The following is a 15852-nucleotide window of genomic DNA, read 5'->3' as shown; positions in this document are numbered from 1 at the left end:
TATCAAAGCAGCGTGATTAGTGAACGGGCGCGTCGGTTTGCTCGACTTGCGGCATCCCTGGGTGCTGCTCGGTATACAGCAACATCGCAGCCATGCGGGCATGCTCGGTCAGCGCGAACAGATCGTTTTCGTTTTCTGGGCTATCGTCGATATCGGTATCGATTCGGCCTAACCCTTCTAAGTCACTAATCGCCTCACGCAGCGCTTGGGACCAGCGTTCGCGCAGCTCGTTGTCCGCCACTTCGTCGACGACTTCGATAAAGCCCAGCGTCCACTCTTTCAGGCCTTGCGCCTGCTCGCCAAGCGAGAACAGTTCATCGGGTAGTAGCGGTGTATAGTCCAGGTCGCTAGCGCTGAGCGCCTCTACGGTTTGCCGCCGCCAGCCTAATAGTCGCTCACCACTTGCCTGATCGCGGGGCTGCTCAACGCCTAAACTCTGGCAGACTTCGTCCAACCAAGCCTCTGCACTCACATCGCGTAGCGCCAACAGGGCGCATAGGCGGCCATCCAGAAAAGCCGGTGACTGCATGCTGCCATGCAGGAGAAAAACATCCGCCACGTCAGAAAAGTCCTGACGCTCATCAATCAATGACATAGTCGTTAATAACCTCGTATTCACTGGGTGTGTAGGGTATCTCGGATATTAGTAAAGGATGTCTCTGCGCGTTGACCGCGCACAAGCGCCTCTCTTATAGTGAGTGACACCTATCTTCCTATGCTGTGATGTTAACGCATTGGGCGCCTTGCTGGCCCGTGCTGGAGTCTTTGATGAGTAACGCCAAGCGGCCAACCAAAGAAATAACCCTGTTAGGGCGCGGCTATATCATTGCCTGCGACACGGGCGAAGAAGCCAAACTTGACCGCGCAGCACGCTATTTAGACCGTGCCATGCAGGGTATCAATGCCCAAAGCAGCGTTCTAGGCAGCGAACGAGTGGCCATTATGGCGGCGCTCAATATCACCCACGAGCTGCTTGAAGCCATGGATGAGCATCGTGCCGGTGAAGAGAACCTTAACCGATTAAATGACCGCCTTGAAAAGGCGTTGGCCAAAACACGCCAGCCCTAACGCGTAGTCTGAAAGCTCTGCGAACGTTTAACCCGGCACTTTGGCATTGGCCCTCGCTCTGTTAGGATGGCGGAGTTCTCTGGGGTGTACGCCAGTCGTTATAGTCCCTCGAGCCTATGCGTAATACCCAGGGGGCCAAATGCTAGCCAGGCCCGTGTGCATGTCCGTGCGTCGGAAAGCCTGACGGTCTGGCTGCGGCCACCCACCTGAACCAGTAGGTTCAGGGCCAGAATGACAGCGGCACTCTGGAGAACACCTATGTCTTACAAAGCAACGGGTATTTGAGAACATAGGATATAAGAGTATATCTGCATGGAAAGCCTCCACCAGGACGCCGATAAGCGCACGCTGCGGCGCTTTTTACGTCACCAACGCCGAGCCCTTTCTAAGCATGAGCAGCGCCTTGCGGCCCAGCGCTTATGCCAGCAATTGAAAACCCTGCCTGAAATCCGCCGCGCAAGACGCTTAAGTCTCTATCTGCCTGTCAACGGCGAAATTGACCCTACCCCGCTACTTCCCTGGCTGCGCCAGCGTAACGTCGCTATTTACCTACCGGTTTTACGCCCGTTTAGCGCTAACCGCTTGTGGTTTGTCGCCTATCGCCCTGACACCCCCATGGTGCAAAATCGCTTTGGCATTTGGGAACCCGACTTACGTTTTGGCGCTGAGCGACGCAACCGCATATCCGCCTGGGCACTAGATACGTTAATTGTGCCGCTGGTCGGGTTTGATGCTAATGCTAACCGTATGGGCATGGGGGGCGGTTTTTATGACCGCAGCTTGGCATTCATGCATCGCCCCGGCCCGGCGCCTACGTTGATTGGTGTCGCCCATGCCTGCCAGCAAGTGGCTTCACTGCCTGTAGAGCCCTGGGATGTGCCCTTACAAGCGGTGGTCAGTGACCAAGGCTGCGTACGTCGCCAAAAAAAAAGGCCGACCCAATAAAGGATCAGCCCCTCTTGTCTAATATCTATCGCCTTGCGGGTTAACAGCGTTATCGCTGTAGGTGCTCACTTATATAGAGATTGGCTTATAGGGATTAGCTTCCCGATAGCGCCTGTGCATAGCCGGTAGCCAGCACCCCTAATGCAAACACCACCATCAACGCCATTACCATATCAGGCTTCTTCCGCCGCATGCCGCTTCTCCAACACCTTTGCTGTTGCCGAATGTGCCAAACCCGCCACTCTTTACTGTTTTCTACAGGATGGCGAATTTGCTTAATTTCACTCACGACTATAGGGCTATAAGGCCATCGTTGACAACTGCTTTAACGACATTTTTTAGCCTCATTTCTGAGGATTAAGTTTCGTTGCGTTACTAGCAGCTCTGACGTTTAAGGTGAGCAAGCACTTACATACAGTAGTGAATGATTAAGCCATAAACAGTCGATAGGCTGGATTATCGCTCTCGCGCCAGTAACGGTAACCGATGGCATCTAAATACTCAGCCACATGGGTGCGATCACCGTTAGGCACTTGCATACCCACCAGCACTCGACCATAAGCCGCACCATGGTTGCGATAATGAAACAGTGAGATATTCCAGTCGTGGGGCAGTTGGGTCAAAAAGTTCATCAACGCGCCTGGACGCTCGGGGAACTCAAAGCGGTACACTTCTTCTTCGAAACGCTCGCTGGGACGACCGCCGCTCAAGTGGCGAATATGCAGCTTCGCCAACTCGTTATCGGTGAGATCTTCCACTTGGTAGCCGCCTTCACGCAGTTTGTCGATGACTGCCTGGCGGTCTTCACCACCGGGCTTAACCTGGACGCCTACATAAATATGCGCTTCATTGCTGTCGGCATAGCGATAGCTGAATTCGGTCACCATGCGCTTGCCTAGCGTGCGGCAAAACTTTTTAAAGCTGCCGGGTTTCTCGGCAATGGTCACCGCCAGAATTGCTTCGCGCTGTTCGCCTAGCTCCGTGCGCTCGGCGATGTGCTGCAAACGATCAAAGTTGGTATTGGCCCCGGAATTAATGCATATCAGCGTTTCGCCTTCGGCACCGGTCTGCTGGATATATTTTTTCAGCCCCGCCAGCGATAGCGCGCCGGAGGTTTCCGCCACCGCGCGCGTATCTTCAAAAATATCTTTCACCGCTGCGCACATTTCATCGGTATTGACGGTAATAACGCCGTCGATCAGGTCTTTGACCAGCGAAAAAGGCACCTCGCCAATCTGCGCCACCGCGACGCCCTCGGCAAAGACGCCCACTTGGTCAAGTACCACGCGCTCCCCCGCCTCTAAAGCGGCTTTAAGGCAAGCGCTGTCTTCGGCTTCGACGCCAATGACTTTGATATCCGGGCGCAGGTATTTCACATAGGCTGCTACACCTGCGATTAATCCACCGCCGCCGACCGGTACGAAGATGGCGTCTAAGCGCCCAGCGTGTTGGCGCAGAATTTCCACGCCGATGGTACCTTGACCGGCCACCACGTCGATATCGTCAAACGGCGGAATGTAGGTGTAGCCGTGCTCTTTAATCAATTCCTGTGCATGCTCTGCGGCAGCGGCGAAGGCGTCCCCTTTGAGGATGACTTTGGCGCCCCGGGCGCGCACCGCCTGCACTTTAATGTCCGGTGTAATCCGCGGCATGACAATGACGGCCTTCACACCCATTAGCTTGGCGGCCATCGCCAGCCCTTGGGCGTGGTTGCCAGCGGAGGCAGCTATTACACCGTTGGCTTTCTGCTCTTCCGTTAATTGCGCCATTTTGTTGTAAGCACCGCGGATCTTGAACGAAAACACTGGCTGTAGATCTTCGCGCTTAATCAAAATCTGGTTGTTGAAACGACGCGACAAAAAGGGGGCAGGCGAAATCGGTGTCTCACAAGCGGCTTCATAAACGCGGGCTTGGAGGATCTTTTTGACGGTTGCTTCTAGCATGCGAGTATCCCAAGGGAAGAACGTGAACGGACAAAGCTTTTATTGGTAGCAGATTACGCCTAGCGGCGTCTAGCCGGGTTGCCATCGGCAGGCGGCGTTTAGACCGCTATACTAGCGCCACGAGCACTTCTCTGACTAACTCTCTTATCACTAACCATACTTTGACCCACTAGGCTGACTATGAACCAGGACGAACTGAAGGCCGCCGTAGCGGACGCAGCGATTGAAGAAATTAAAGCTCAGCTGGAAAAGGATACCATCTTAGGGATTGGCACCGGCTCCACGGCGAACCTGTTTATCGATCGCCTAGGGCCGTTGCGTGACCGCTTTAAAGGCGCGGTAGCGAGTTCTAAGGCGAGTGCCGAACATCTTGAGAAACTGGGCATTGAGGTATTTGAGCTTAATAGCGTTGGCACAGTTCCCTTTTACATAGATGGCGCAGACGAAGTAAATGCTCACTTACATATGATTAAAGGCGGTGGTGCTGCGCTTACCCGCGAGAAAATCGTAGCTGCCTGCGCCAAACGCTTTATCTGCATCGCCGATGGCTCAAAGTACGTGCCCCAGTTAGGTAATTTTCCGCTACCGGTAGAAGTCATCCCTATGGCACGCTCCTATGTCGCCCGCGAGCTTGTCGCGCTTGGCGCCGAGCCGGTCTATCGCCAGGGAGTGGTCACCGACAATGGCAACCAAATTATCGACTGCTATGAATTTATGATCGCAGACCCGGTGGCCATGGAAGCGCGCATCAACGCTATCGTCGGCGTGGTGACCAATGGGCTGTTTGCTGCCCGCGGCGCGGATGTTCTGCTGCTAGGCAAAGAAGATGGCGTAGAAAGGATCGCACTTAAATAACGCTGCTGCGTTACCGGGGCAGCAGGGCCTCCAGCCCAGACAGAGTGCGGGCCAGGGCGCCTTTGTGTGCCTCAATCGCCGCGCGCCCTGCTTGCCCAGCCTGCTGGGCAAGCTCAGGCGCAGCAAAGTAGCCCGCCACCGCCTCTGCTAAGGCGTCAGGGGTGTCGACCAAGGTGAGCGCACCTGCTACTTGCAGCGGCTCTGCCACATCGGCAAAATTTTCAATTGAAGAGCCACTGAGCACCGGGCGTCCCAAAGCCGCCGGTTCAAGTACATTATGCCCGCCCAGCGACACTAGACTGCCCCCGACAAAGGCCACACGGCCCGCTGTATAAAGCATCGCCAGTTCACCCAGCGTATCCCCCAGGTAAACCTGGGTTTGCATTGTGACGGGCTGCTGCTGGCTGCGGCGGCTTAATGTCCACCCCTCTGTTTGGCACAGCTTGGCCACCTCGTCAAAGCGCTGGGGGTGGCGGGGCACCAGCACTAGCAGCGCATCAGGGTAGCGCTGCAGCAGTCGGCGATGGGCCTGAAGCAGCAACGCTTCTTCGCCTTCGCGAGTGGAACCCGCTACCCAAACAGGACGCTCGCCCCATTCTTGAAGTAAGTGCTCACCCTCTTTTATCGCTTTTCCTGGGCTGACTAGTTCAAATTTTAACGAGCCGACTGTATGCGTGATATCCGAACTACAGCCTAGGGCAATAAAGCGTTCTGCGTCTGCCGGTGATTTGGCGGCTAGCCAACTAATCTCGGCAAGCGTGTTGACCATCAACGGGCGCAGCCGTTGGTAACGCTTAAAAGCCCGTGGCGATAAGCGACCATTCACTACCGCTACGGGTAGCCCCTGCTGACGACAGGCGTGGATCAGATTAGGCCATAGCTCGGTTTCAAACAGGATGGCAAGCTCGGGTTTAACACGGTGCGCAAAGCGTTTAGCAGCACCTGGAAAGTCCAGCGGCAGGAAGTGATGGGCAAGCCTGGCTTGATCGGCTAGGGGTTGCTCGCCAATCAGCGCTTGGGACTGTTGGGCACCGGTGGCAGTCATGGTGGTGAGCAGCAGGCTATGGGCTGGATAGCGTTCTAATAGACTCTCTATCAGCGGACGCGCAGCGCGTATTTCTCCCACCGAGGCGCAGTGCAGCCAAATGCGCGGTGTGGGTGGAAGCGGCTCAAGGCGCAACCCCAGCCGCTGGAGACGTGAGTAAGTGGGCACTTGCTCACGCCAGACGCGCCAGCCAATCAGCGGTGAGAGCGCATACAGCGCCGCTGAGTAGGCAAGCCGAGGCCAAGCAAGTGCAGCCATTAGCGCTCGCGATCAATAATGGAGCTAATCATCGCCGAGGTCGAGACGCCGTCTTCAAAGCCCAGCACTTTAACCTCGCCACCATTGGCCATAACGGCCGCGCCTCCTGCGATATCTTCTGGCCGGTAGTCGCCGCCTTTGACTAAAATATCCGGCAATACCGCTTCGATCAGCGCCTGGGGGGTGTCGTCACTAAACGGCACGACCCAATCGACGGCGCCTAACCCCGCCAATACCTGCATACGCCGATGTAAGGGGTTGATTGGACGCTTAGGCCCTTTTAGCCGACCAATGGAGGCGTCGTCGTTAACCGCGACGATTAAACGATCTCCCAGCCGTTTGGCCTGCTCCAGATAAGCGACATGGCCTGCGTGCAGGATATCGAAGCAGCCGTTGGTCATTACCACCCGCTCACCACGTAGCTGAGCGGCCCTTACCGCTTCTATCAGCACGTCTAGCTCAATGACCCCAAACTCGGCCAGCTTATCGCCGTGTAGCGCGGTGTAGAGCTCGGCGATCGACAGCGTGGCTGTACCCGGTTTGGCCACTACCAATCCGGCCCCTAAGTTAGCGAGCATCATCGCTTCGGGAAAGGCGTGGCCCGCCGCCAGCGCAAGCCCCATCAAACCAATCACGGTGTCCCCTGCCCCTGTTACATCGAAGACCTCCTGAGCGCGGGTAGGTAAGTGCAGCGGCGCGTGGCCTTCGCGGATCAGCGTCATGCCCTTTTCGCTGCGAGTAATCAGCAACGCTTCCAGCTCCAACTCCGCGCGCAGTGCTTCGCCACGACTCGATAACTCGGCATCCGTCGCACAGGGGCCAACCACCGCTTCAAACTCGGTGAGATTGGGGGTGATTAAACTAGCCCCACGATATTTGCTGAAATCTTGCCCTTTCGGATCGATCAGCACTCGCTTGCCCTGGGCCCTTGCGTTGGCAATCAGATTTTCCACCTGATTCAGGGTACCTTTGCCATAGTCGGAAAGAATCACGACGTCGCAGTCGGGTAGCGCCAGTTCTACCTGCGTCACTAGCTCGCTAGTATCAACGCTGTCCAACCGCTGCTCGAAATCCAGACGCAGCAGCTGTTGGTTACGGCTCATCACACGCAGCTTAGTGATCGTGGGTATTTCAGCACTCCGCTGAAAGTAAGTACTTACACCTGCGGCATTTAAACTGGCTTGTAGAATCTGCGCGTTGTCATCGTCGCCGATCACACCCGCCAGTACTGCATGGCCGCCTAGCGAAGTGATGTTCAATGCCACATTGGCCGCCCCACCTGGGCGATCTTCGACATCTTCCACCCGCACCACCGGCACCGGCGCTTCGGGGGAAATCCGTGAGGTACCGCCATGCCAGTAGCGATCTAGCATCACATCGCCGACCACTAGCACGCGGGCATGCTCTAAGGCGGTTAAATCAATTTTCATCGTTGCTCCCTGCGCTGGCGGCAGAGACGGAATGCGCCAGCAGTGTATCCAGTTTAGCGATAACGTCGTCTGCTTTAATCAGCATCATGGCGCTGGGGTGACGCACCCGCTGGCCCCAACTCACCTCGTCTACTGACTTATGCAGATAGGTACGCACCGCTTCAGGATAAGCGTTCACTGCAAAATCACGCCATAAATAGGGCGCAGCACGCTGGGGATTGGTGGACGCATAAAGCCCCAAAGCAGGCGTTCCCATCGCATTGGCCATATGGATAGGGCCGGTATCCGGCGCTATCACTGCTTGGGCTTGATCGATCAGCGCTAAAACCCCTTTTAGCGAGGTGCCGCCAATGGCATTAATCACGCTACCAGGCTGGCAATGCGCTTCAATTTGATCGCCAATTTCCCGCTCCAGGGCGCTGCCCCCGCCGGTCAACACGCTTTTAAGACCGTGCTGCACCCAAGCGTGTTCAACCACGCTGGCATAACCCTCTACCGACCAATTGCGAAAATTACGCAGGCGTACATTACTGCATGGGTTAATCACTAGGTACGGGGCGTCACCGCTGATAACCCGTGCTTCGTTACGTGCCGTGTCAGGCACCGGCAAGTCCCAAGTTAAGCGATCATCCTCTACGCCAAGCACTCGGGCAAAGTCCATAAACGACTCCAACACATGGGCATTGGGGTGCGGCGCAAGCTGATGCTGAGTGAACCAGTGCTGAGCATCTTTGGCGCGCGCCTTGTCATAGCCCACGCGTACGTCAGCCTTCAGCCCTAACGACAGCACGCTGGCACGGATGGCCTGCTGCATATGCAGCAGCACATCAAAGCGCGTATCGGCAAGCTGACGCCATAACGCGCGCATACCGGCAAGACCGGTCGACTTGTCGTAAACAACGAACTCGACCCCGGAAAGCCCCGCCAGTAGACTGTGCTCCCCCTTACCGATAATCCAGGTAATGCGCGCATCGGGCCACTGGCGCTGCAACGCCCGCACCGCGGGCACAAGATTGCACACGTCTCCTAGGGCGGAGAGGCGCAAAATGGCAATGTGGTTAGGCTGAACAGGCAGAGAGGGCTTCATGCGCTTAGCGGCACTCCGGCAGAGAAATTGGCTGATTTTACATGATGTAGACAGTTTATGTGACGCGCCGGGAACACACCAAATTGATCCCGACCTATTCACTAGCGATTACTGGCGTGAACGCGGATTAATTGTGGGCGAAGCGCCTGGCCGGGGCAGCAGCCTGTTTTTACAGGCAACGCCAACCGAGCAGTGGGTGCTAAGACCCTACCGTCGCGGCGGTATGGCAGCCAAGCTCAGTGAAAAACGCTACTTATGGACTGGCGCTGAGCGAACCCGGGCATTTCGTGAACTGCGCTTGACCGCCACGCTGTTTAAGCAAGGGCTGCCGGTGCCCCGCCCCGTAGCGAGCTGTGTGACCCGCTATGGACTTACGTATGAAGCCGCGTTGATTACCGTGCGCATTGCCGGCGCCAAAGCATTCGCTGAACTACTCGTCAACGATCTGGTGGATGAAGCGTTGTTAAAGCGTGTAGGTGCTATGATTTACCGCTTTCATCAAACAGGGCTTGATCATGTTGACCTGAACGCCCGCAATATTTTGATCGACCCCAGTGGCGCACCTTGGTTGATTGACCTTGATCGCTGCCGCCTCCGTGCGGCGGGAAGGTGGCAGGAAAAGAATTTAGCTCGCTTAGAGCGCTCGCTAGGAAAGTTTTCTGCCATCTCCCACAGCTCAGAATTAATGGGCAGCATTCGACAAGGTTACTGTAGTTAAATGTTAATCGCGACTCGTTAAAACAGCTTTTAAAATACCTGTCAGCCCACCAATGAATATTAATTTTTCATAGATGCAGCAAACAACTGAGAAACTGAGTATATGCTAAGAAAGATCCCTTCAAGCTTATGGGAAACACATTATTTTGGAAAAACGCCCCTACCCTTAATAGCGATAGGCGTATTAACTACGTTGTTTTACGTTTTTTCAAAGCCTCACTTTGATGATTTTAGCGACTTCAATAAATTAGTACTATCTCTCTCTGGTTTAATTAGCATTAAAATTTATGCCGCACCAGTATGGAAACACCCCGTTTTTCATATGTTTTGGTGGGCCTTACTGTTAGCAGTGTGTCATTGGTTTTTTTTAACATTGGCACTTCCTGACCTGGCAGGTGACTACCCTAAACTGGATCACATTGCCCGACTGTTTGTGTTTATTATATTTGCATGGTGGCTTGCTGGCAGCACACAGAACACGCTACTTTTCTGGAGTATTGCTAGCGCAGCTGTCGTATTGGCGCCATGGATCGCTGGCGATGGCCTCGCTGATTTTCAGCGTGGTTTTCTCGGCGAACGCATTGGGTTTGGTATTCGTAACGTTCAGCATTCAGCGATGTTTTTCGGCACAGTACTGCTTGGATTGCTTATTTTTTTACCACGGCTGTTAAGGGCCCCTCTACAACACTATGGCAAACTAAGTTTATGGGTGCTTTCTTTTATTATCATTATAGCTGGCGTTATCATTTCGCAAACTCGCGCCACTTGGCTCGGTGTGATTGCCGGTATATTAACGGCTTCTATGTTCATTTTTATCGAACACCGGAAGCGTTTTTCAAATAAACATCTACTCTTAATCTTCCTTCTATCAACGTGTTTGGCTATTCTTATCGTTACCAATAGCTCTTTAGTCATTGAAAGAGCCTCTGCAGAGTTGGATACCATTCAGGCATTACTAAGAGGTGATTGGAGCTCTGTTCCCCTATCAACCAGCGAAGTACGTTCTAGTGTAGGAGAGCGACTGTACAGTTGGCGCGCCGCGATGGATATGATTGCCCAGCGCCCCTTGCTGGGCTGGGGTGAGCAAGGCGTTGATTATTTATTTAACAACATCCAATATAATCAAGCACACTATCAAGCTTTAAACTTTGGTCATTTACATAACCTCTATCTTGAAATCACGCTACAGTATGGTCTCCTGGGCCTAGCTACTTACTTCTATCTATTAATATGGTTTATAAAAAACGCATGGATTGCTTGGAAGCGTGGCGACATGCCGGGAGATGTACTGCTATTTTTCTATGCTTTTTTATGCTTTTGGAGTGTGATTAATCTTTTTGAATCATATTTGATATTCTGGACAGGTGTGTTTCTGTTTAATGTTGTTATGGCGGGCTGCCTTGCTCATATATGGAAACCCGAATTACGAGCTAACCGTTCAAAAGCCATTACTCACATCGAAAAGGATCTCCCATGATTACTATTGTCCTGTGCGCCGATGAAGGGTATGTAGACAAGGCAGCAGCGGTCATGGCATCCACTATTTGCCATAGCGAGACACCTGAAAAGCTGCATTTCTATTTATTAGGCTACCAGTTATCTACCCATACCCATCAACGGCTGCACAACTGGTTTACGACACTGCCTGCATCACTAACGGTCATTGAAGATGAGAACAGCAGTTGGCCTGAGTTAACATTGGGCCGTTTTGGCCCTGCTGCCATGCTACGCCTAGGCATGCACAATTGGTTGCCATCAAGCTGCCACAAAGTTATTTATTTAGATTGCGACCTAGTGGTGCTAGATGATGTTGCCAACGTATTGTCATTCGACATGCAGGGCGCTCCCATAGCCAGTGTGGCTAATCTACAGGGAACCGAACAGAGTCGAATGGGCTTGGGTTATCAACACTATTTTAACTCCGGCGTCCTTGTGGTGGATCTAGAAGGGTGGAAAGCTCGTAATGTGCTAGACCAAGTCGATCAGATATTAAAGCAGCACGATTACACCTTGAGCTATCCCGATCAGGACGCCTTAAATCTTATTTTCCAAGACTGGTATCGTCTACCCATGCGTTGGAATATGCAGCCATACGCTTATCCAGCAGTGGAGAAAAAAGTAGCTCATTATGCCCATTGGCAGAAGGAACTTGAACACGCAACCCGTGAACCAGCGATCGTACATTTTATTGGCGCAAGGAAACCATGGCACGCCGACAACCGCCACCCGCTTGCCTATTTATATCAGCACTATCTTTCATTAACCCCCTGGCCGCAGTCCGTTAGCGTTCCCCGCCCGCCCCTACAACAGAGCCTCAAGCAAATGCTGGCGTGGTTTAAGACTCGGCGGCGGCGTCAGCAGTTGCAGTGCAAGCCGGTGCTACAACTTCCCTTTCACCAAAAGGACTCGCCCACATGAAGGTATTGATTGTCGTGCGTACGTTAAAAATTGGTGGCATGGAACGGGTAGCAGTGAACCTTGCTGATGCCTTTGCCGAGCAGGGCCATGAAAGCCATTTGATGTACTTTAAGCGACGGCCTCCTCAGTTAGCACCAAACAATGAGAGGGTCAATGTTCACCATTTCGCACTTTCACGTGCCATGTGGACATCGGGTGTGGGCGGTATCATTGAGGTGGTAGCTCGCCTGCTCAATAGCGCGTTTCGGAAAAGCTATTTTTTATTGTCAGGCTGGTGGGGCGGAAAACTTTTTCGTCGCGAAGTACGTCGCCTTGAGCGCCAACATGGTGCTTTCGACCGCATTATTTTCCGCGGCATTGGCACCTTTGAAACGCTATGGTCTTTCCAAGACCCGCGCGCCTGTTATGTACTGGAAAATATCGTCAAAGCGCCCGCCGGTCATACGCCTTGGCTAGAGCGATTAAAAGCACGCTGTCTGTTTCATAATAAACATCTGATTAGCGTATCTCACGGCGTCGAAAAACAGATCGCAACGTCCATGCAGGCGCTAAAGGTGCAGCCATTATCACTGAGAACCATCACCAATCCATGCCCTTTAGCGGCCATCCGAAAGGCGATGCTCGAAGACTTCCCCGAGCAGCCCAATTTCCCCTATTTACTCAACGTAGCCCGCTTGGTACCGCAGAAGAATCATCACCTACTGCTGCGGGCGTATGCCAAGATGCAGACCACCCTTCCGCTGGTGATTGTCGGCGAGGGGCCACTGCGCAAAGAGCTGGAGGCGCTAGCCGTTGAACTGGGTATTGCGGCACGCGTTACTTTTGCGGGCCGACAATTAAACCCTTACCCTTGGATGCATCATGCGCGCCTCTTCATTTTGAGCTCCGCCCACGAAGGACTCGGCATCGTACTGCTCGAAGCACTGGCCTGCCAAACACCCATTGTCTCGGTCGATTGCCCAGGCGGGGTGCGTGATATTATGGCCGATGAGCTGGAAGCTTACCTTTGTGAAATGACACCGGAGGCGTTAGCGGCCCGTGTTGATAGTATTCTTGAAGCGGACGGCTACGCTATTGATGAACGTTGGCTGGAACGTTTTTCTCCAGCACACATTACTTCCGCCTTTCTGCAAGAGATGCCTGTTTCATGATATCGGCTAATATTATTACCTTTAACGAAGAAGCCAATATTGCGGACTGCATTGCGTCTGCTCGCCAAGTATGTGACGACATCGTTGTAGTGGATTCAGGCAGCCAGGACCGAACCATCGCTATCGCGCGTGAGTTAGGTGCCAAGGTGGTTCAACAGGCCTATTTAGGCGACGGCATTCAAAAAAATATCGCGCTAGCGCATGTAACGTATGACTGGGTGCTCAGCTTAGACGCCGATGAACGCCTAACCCCGGAGATGGTCGAAGCGATTCGTCAGCTCGACCTTGCGACAACCAAACATGACGCTTTTGCCTTTCGTCGTCGCAATATGATTGGCTCACGCTGGATTAAAGTCTGTGGATGGTATCCAGATTACTGCATTCGACTCTACAACCGGCACCAGGCTAGCTTTGCTGAGGTAAAACAGCACGCTAGCATAGGAGCTACCAACCCCAAGCGACTTAACGCCGATATAGTGCATTACTCCTTTGCCAACTTAGGCCAGCTATTCGCCAAGCCAGGTCGCAATTTCAGCGGTCGTGCGGCCAAGATTATGTTTCAGAAAGGGAAACGAGCCAACGCTTTTTCACCGTTTGCACATGGTCTGAATGCCTTTGTACGCAAATATATATTTCAGCGAGGCTTCATGGGTGGGGTTGATGGCATGACCGTTGCGATCAGCGCAGGACTCAATAGCTACTTAAAGTATGCCAAGCTACTCGAATATCAGCGTGATCCAAAAGTGCTTGAAGCGGAAGATTTTAATAAGGTTTGGTGATCCATGCATATCACTCATGTAAATTTGGCACGTGGTTTTCGCGGTGGCGAACGCCAAACTGAGTTATTAATTAAAACATTAGCAGAGCAGACATCAAACGAGATTACACAAACACTGATTTGCCGTAATGACTCCCCCATGCGACAACATCTGCAAGGTGTAGCGAGTCTCAAATTTCAGTCAGCCAATCATCAGTTAGCCGGACATTTTCATCTCGGCGAGACATCGTTCGGTAAGACACAGCAGGGTAATACTCATTTGGTACATGCCCACGATGCAAAAGGCGTTCATTGGGCTTACTTACACTATCGTTTAAAAGGCACGCCCTATTTAATTACGCGCCGTGTCGATTCGCCCGTCAAACGTAAGTGGTTCAACCAGCAGTGTTACTCTCATGCATCCGCCAGAGTAGCCCTTTCCCACGTCATAAAGCGTCTTCTGGAAGACAATCAGTGTGGCGACGTTACCTTGATACCCAGTGCCTATGCGCGCTTAACGCCCTCGCCTGAGGCGATCAAAAATTTTCGCAATGACTTTGCCAACAAATTTTTGGTGGGCCATGCAGGCGCCGTGGTAGACCGTCATAAAGGTCAGCGATTGCTGTTACAGGCTGCGCAGAAGCTTGAGCATCAAGCACCTGATATACAGTTTATTTTTCTAGGCGATGGCGAAGATGCAGAAACGCTAAAAGCAGAATCCTCGTCACTTACCAATGTCTCCTGGCTGGGGTTTAAAAGCAATATTGCCGACTATCTGGCGGGCCTAGATGTGTTTGCATTTCCTTCACGCAATGAAGGCTTGGGCTCCGTATTGCTGGATGTCATGCAGCTAGGCGTTCCTGTCATTGCTACCAAGGTTGGCGGCATCCCCGATATCGTCAAGCATGAGCAGACGGGATTACTGATCCCGTCCGGCGATGCCGATGCGCTGGCTAACAGCATTATGCGATTAAGGCAGGACGCCGTTCTTCGGCAACACTTGGCCCAAGGAGCCACTGAGCGTTTAGATCATTATAGCCCTCAGTCAATGACTGCAGCGTACTGGCACCTCTATCAAACAATAGTGAGTTAACGATTATGCTTGCGGCTACTGCAAAAGCGCATAAGAACCTCCATAAGCTAGGCTTTTATGCGCAACATACCGTTCACCGCCTGATTCCCAGTACGCTTCTGCAACGGCAAAGATTAAATTTACTTCGATCACTAGAACGATTGTCAAAAGCGGAACAGCAGCAGCTACTTCTCCGAGTTAACTACTGTAATCAACTGGAGAAAAACGTTGAACTGCCTGAAGAGGCTATAAGTTTATCTAGTTTCAAGCGCGAAAAAAGTGGCACCTATTACTTAGACTTACTCAGCGTGTTGCGCTATTTTCCGCCTGAACTACGCTTCTGCCATCGGTTTGGTGATGTAACCACCGTGCCGGACGCGCCTACCCTAGTGAAAAGCCGGCCCATTAATGACCGCAACCAAAACTCAATTTTACTTAAGCTGAACCAAGTTCGCCACTACTACACGGTGAAAGATCCTCACCGCTATGATGACAAGCTTGACCTAGTGGTATGGCGTGGTTCTTGTCATCAAGAGCATCGGCGTCAATTCATTCGAGACTTTTATGATCACCCGCTATGCAACGTGGGCGATATTCACAAAAATGCGCATGGACAGCCCTGGCATCGCCATTTTATGTCGGTACTGGAGCAACTGAAATATAAATTCGTGCTCAGTATTGAAGGCAAAGATGTTGCCACAAACCTCAAATGGATAATGGCCTCTAATTCAGTCTGTTTTATGCGACAACCGCGCTTTGAAACATGGTTTATGGAAGGCACGTTGTTACCCGACTACCACTATGTACAGCTCAAGGATGATTATTCAGACCTTGAGGAGAAAGTCACCTATTACCGGGAAAACCCCGCTGCGGCAAAAAAAATTATCGCTAATGCGAACCGCTACTTTGCTCAATTTATGAATACCGATCAAGAGCGTATGATTGGTCTTTTGGTTATGCAGAAATATTTCGAGCGCACCTATCAACTTCCCCCCGAGTAGCCGTTATCATCAAAGCAATCAATTTTTCTGTAGTGCACCCTTTTTCACTATTTATATTAGGTAAATATCATCATACGTTATCGCTTTTTCACTGCATTGGATACC

At 52.5% G+C, this 15852-nt stretch carries 15 protein-coding genes and 1 other RNA gene; 11 read left to right on the top strand and 5 right to left on the bottom strand.

The features are described from left to right. Window positions 1-16: 16 nt before the first annotated feature. The gene (locus tag U738_RS16405; RefSeq protein ID WP_035582467.1) at window positions 17-595 is read right to left on the bottom strand and encodes a UPF0149 family protein; all 579 of its coding nucleotides are present in this window, start codon (window positions 593-595) and stop codon (window positions 17-19) included. Between the two features lie 173 nt (window positions 596-768). On the opposite strand from U738_RS16405, the gene U738_RS16400 reads away from it, so the two are divergent. From U738_RS16400 to U738_RS16395, 3 genes are all read left to right on the top strand, one after another. Continuing rightward, window positions 769-1068, top strand: a complete 300-nt coding sequence (locus U738_RS16400; RefSeq protein ID WP_035582466.1) for a cell division protein ZapA — start codon at window positions 769-771, stop codon at window positions 1066-1068. 73 nt (window positions 1069-1141) lie between these two features. Next, window positions 1142-1324, top strand: a non-coding RNA gene (gene ssrS, locus U738_RS23015) — 6S RNA. 56 nt (window positions 1325-1380) lie between these two features. Continuing rightward, the gene (locus U738_RS16395) at window positions 1381-2013 is read left to right on the top strand and encodes a 5-formyltetrahydrofolate cyclo-ligase (RefSeq protein ID WP_035582463.1); all 633 of its coding nucleotides are present in this window, start codon (window positions 1381-1383) and stop codon (window positions 2011-2013) included. Between the two features lie 428 nt (window positions 2014-2441). Here the strand turns inward: U738_RS16395 and ilvA are convergent, their stop codons facing one another. Beyond that, entirely contained in the window at window positions 2442-3956 is a 1515-nt protein-coding gene (ilvA, locus tag U738_RS16390; protein ID WP_035582461.1) for a threonine ammonia-lyase, biosynthetic, read from the bottom strand. 180 nt (window positions 3957-4136) lie between these two features. On the opposite strand from ilvA, the gene rpiA reads away from it, so the two are divergent. Further along, window positions 4137-4811, top strand: coding sequence for a ribose-5-phosphate isomerase RpiA (gene rpiA / locus U738_RS16385; protein ID WP_035582458.1), 675 nt, complete (start codon window positions 4137-4139; stop codon window positions 4809-4811). A 10-nt stretch (window positions 4812-4821) separates the two neighbouring features. On the opposite strand, the gene waaA is transcribed toward rpiA, so the two are convergent. Genes waaA through U738_RS16370 form a run of 3 tightly spaced genes read right to left on the bottom strand, consistent with a single transcriptional unit; the run spans window position 4822 to window position 8631 of the window. After that, the gene (gene waaA / locus U738_RS16380; protein ID WP_035582456.1) at window positions 4822-6114 is read right to left on the bottom strand and encodes a lipid IV(A) 3-deoxy-D-manno-octulosonic acid transferase; all 1293 of its coding nucleotides are present in this window, start codon (window positions 6112-6114) and stop codon (window positions 4822-4824) included. After that, window positions 6114-7544 carry a bifunctional D-glycero-beta-D-manno-heptose-7-phosphate kinase/D-glycero-beta-D-manno-heptose 1-phosphate adenylyltransferase HldE gene (gene hldE / locus U738_RS16375; RefSeq protein WP_035582454.1) on the bottom strand — a complete coding sequence of 477 codons (1431 nt, stop codon included), beginning with the start codon at window positions 7542-7544 and terminating at the stop codon, window positions 6114-6116. The genes waaA and hldE overlap by 1 nt, the downstream gene beginning before the upstream one ends. Beyond that, complete coding sequence (locus U738_RS16370) at window positions 7534-8631, bottom strand: glycosyltransferase family 9 protein (protein WP_035582452.1); 1098 nt, start codon at window positions 8629-8631, stop codon at window positions 7534-7536. Before U738_RS16370 ends, hldE begins: the two co-directional genes overlap by 11 nt. Here U738_RS16370 and U738_RS16365 point away from each other — a divergent pair. The 7 genes from U738_RS16365 to U738_RS16335 all read left to right on the top strand — a co-directional run bounded on the left by U738_RS16365 (window position 8630) and on the right by U738_RS16335 (window position 15747). After that, entirely contained in the window at window positions 8630-9349 is a 720-nt protein-coding gene (locus tag U738_RS16365; RefSeq protein WP_035582450.1) for a 3-deoxy-D-manno-octulosonic acid kinase, read from the top strand. The genes U738_RS16370 and U738_RS16365 overlap by 2 nt on opposite strands. Before the next feature lie 102 nt (window positions 9350-9451). Next, window positions 9452-10825: an O-antigen ligase family protein gene (locus U738_RS16360; protein WP_081899121.1), complete on the top strand. Its 1374-nt coding sequence runs from the start codon at window positions 9452-9454 to the stop codon at window positions 10823-10825. Continuing rightward, a complete protein-coding gene (locus U738_RS22710; protein ID WP_050714067.1) occupies window positions 10822-11766 on the top strand; it encodes a glycosyltransferase family 8 protein in 945 nt (314 codons plus the stop codon). The genes U738_RS16360 and U738_RS22710 overlap by 4 nt, the downstream gene beginning before the upstream one ends. After that, window positions 11763-12917 (top strand): glycosyltransferase, encoded by a 1155-nt coding sequence (locus U738_RS16350; RefSeq protein WP_035582446.1) that lies wholly within the window; start codon window positions 11763-11765, stop codon window positions 12915-12917. The genes U738_RS22710 and U738_RS16350 overlap by 4 nt, the downstream gene beginning before the upstream one ends. Then, window positions 12914-13696 carry a glycosyltransferase family 2 protein gene (locus U738_RS16345; RefSeq protein ID WP_035582444.1) on the top strand — a complete coding sequence of 261 codons (783 nt, stop codon included), beginning with the start codon at window positions 12914-12916 and terminating at the stop codon, window positions 13694-13696. Before U738_RS16350 ends, U738_RS16345 begins: the two co-directional genes overlap by 4 nt. A gap of 138 nt (window positions 13697-13834) precedes the next feature. Beyond that, complete coding sequence (locus tag U738_RS16340; RefSeq protein WP_231896773.1) at window positions 13835-14767, top strand: glycosyltransferase family 4 protein; 933 nt, start codon at window positions 13835-13837, stop codon at window positions 14765-14767. A 5-nt stretch (window positions 14768-14772) separates the two neighbouring features. Next, a complete protein-coding gene (locus tag U738_RS16335) occupies window positions 14773-15747 on the top strand; it encodes a glycosyl transferase family 90 (protein ID WP_035582440.1) in 975 nt (324 codons plus the stop codon). The last annotated feature ends 105 nt before the right edge of the window (window positions 15748-15852 follow it).

Source organism: Halomonas sp. TG39a (assembly GCF_000744395.1).
GTDB classification, from domain to species: Bacteria; Pseudomonadota; Gammaproteobacteria; order Pseudomonadales; family Halomonadaceae; genus Vreelandella; species Vreelandella ventosae_B.
The sequence above is the reverse complement of the archived record's forward strand: the minus strand, read 5'-3'. Positions and strand labels throughout refer to the sequence as shown.

What these genes read in the sequence shown, in the direction of transcription:
- U738_RS16405 (WP_035582467.1), bottom strand. Translation starts at nt 595, where the DNA reads ATGTCATTGATTGATGAGCGTCAGGACTTTTCTGACGTGGCGGATGTT.
- U738_RS16400 (WP_035582466.1), top strand. Translation starts at nt 769, where the DNA reads ATGAGTAACGCCAAGCGGCCAACCAAAGAAATAACCCTGTTAGGGCGC.
- U738_RS16395 (WP_035582463.1), top strand. Translation starts at nt 1,381, where the DNA reads ATGGAAAGCCTCCACCAGGACGCCGATAAGCGCACGCTGCGGCGCTTT.
- ilvA (WP_035582461.1), bottom strand. Translation starts at nt 3,956, where the DNA reads ATGCTAGAAGCAACCGTCAAAAAGATCCTCCAAGCCCGCGTTTATGAA.
- rpiA (WP_035582458.1), top strand. Translation starts at nt 4,137, where the DNA reads ATGAACCAGGACGAACTGAAGGCCGCCGTAGCGGACGCAGCGATTGAA.
- waaA (WP_035582456.1), bottom strand. Translation starts at nt 6,114, where the DNA reads ATGGCTGCACTTGCTTGGCCTCGGCTTGCCTACTCAGCGGCGCTGTAT.
- hldE (WP_035582454.1), bottom strand. Translation starts at nt 7,544, where the DNA reads ATGAAAATTGATTTAACCGCCTTAGAGCATGCCCGCGTGCTAGTGGTC.
- U738_RS16365 (WP_035582450.1), top strand. Translation starts at nt 8,630, where the DNA reads ATGCGCTTAGCGGCACTCCGGCAGAGAAATTGGCTGATTTTACATGAT.
- U738_RS16370 (WP_035582452.1), bottom strand. Translation starts at nt 8,631, where the DNA reads ATGAAGCCCTCTCTGCCTGTTCAGCCTAACCACATTGCCATTTTGCGC.
- U738_RS16360 (WP_081899121.1), top strand. Translation starts at nt 9,452, where the DNA reads ATGCTAAGAAAGATCCCTTCAAGCTTATGGGAAACACATTATTTTGGA.
- U738_RS22710 (WP_050714067.1), top strand. Translation starts at nt 10,822, where the DNA reads ATGATTACTATTGTCCTGTGCGCCGATGAAGGGTATGTAGACAAGGCA.
- U738_RS16350 (WP_035582446.1), top strand. Translation starts at nt 11,763, where the DNA reads ATGAAGGTATTGATTGTCGTGCGTACGTTAAAAATTGGTGGCATGGAA.
- U738_RS16345 (WP_035582444.1), top strand. Translation starts at nt 12,914, where the DNA reads ATGATATCGGCTAATATTATTACCTTTAACGAAGAAGCCAATATTGCG.
- U738_RS16340 (WP_231896773.1), top strand. Translation starts at nt 13,835, where the DNA reads ATGCGACAACATCTGCAAGGTGTAGCGAGTCTCAAATTTCAGTCAGCC.
- U738_RS16335 (WP_035582440.1), top strand. Translation starts at nt 14,773, where the DNA reads ATGCTTGCGGCTACTGCAAAAGCGCATAAGAACCTCCATAAGCTAGGC.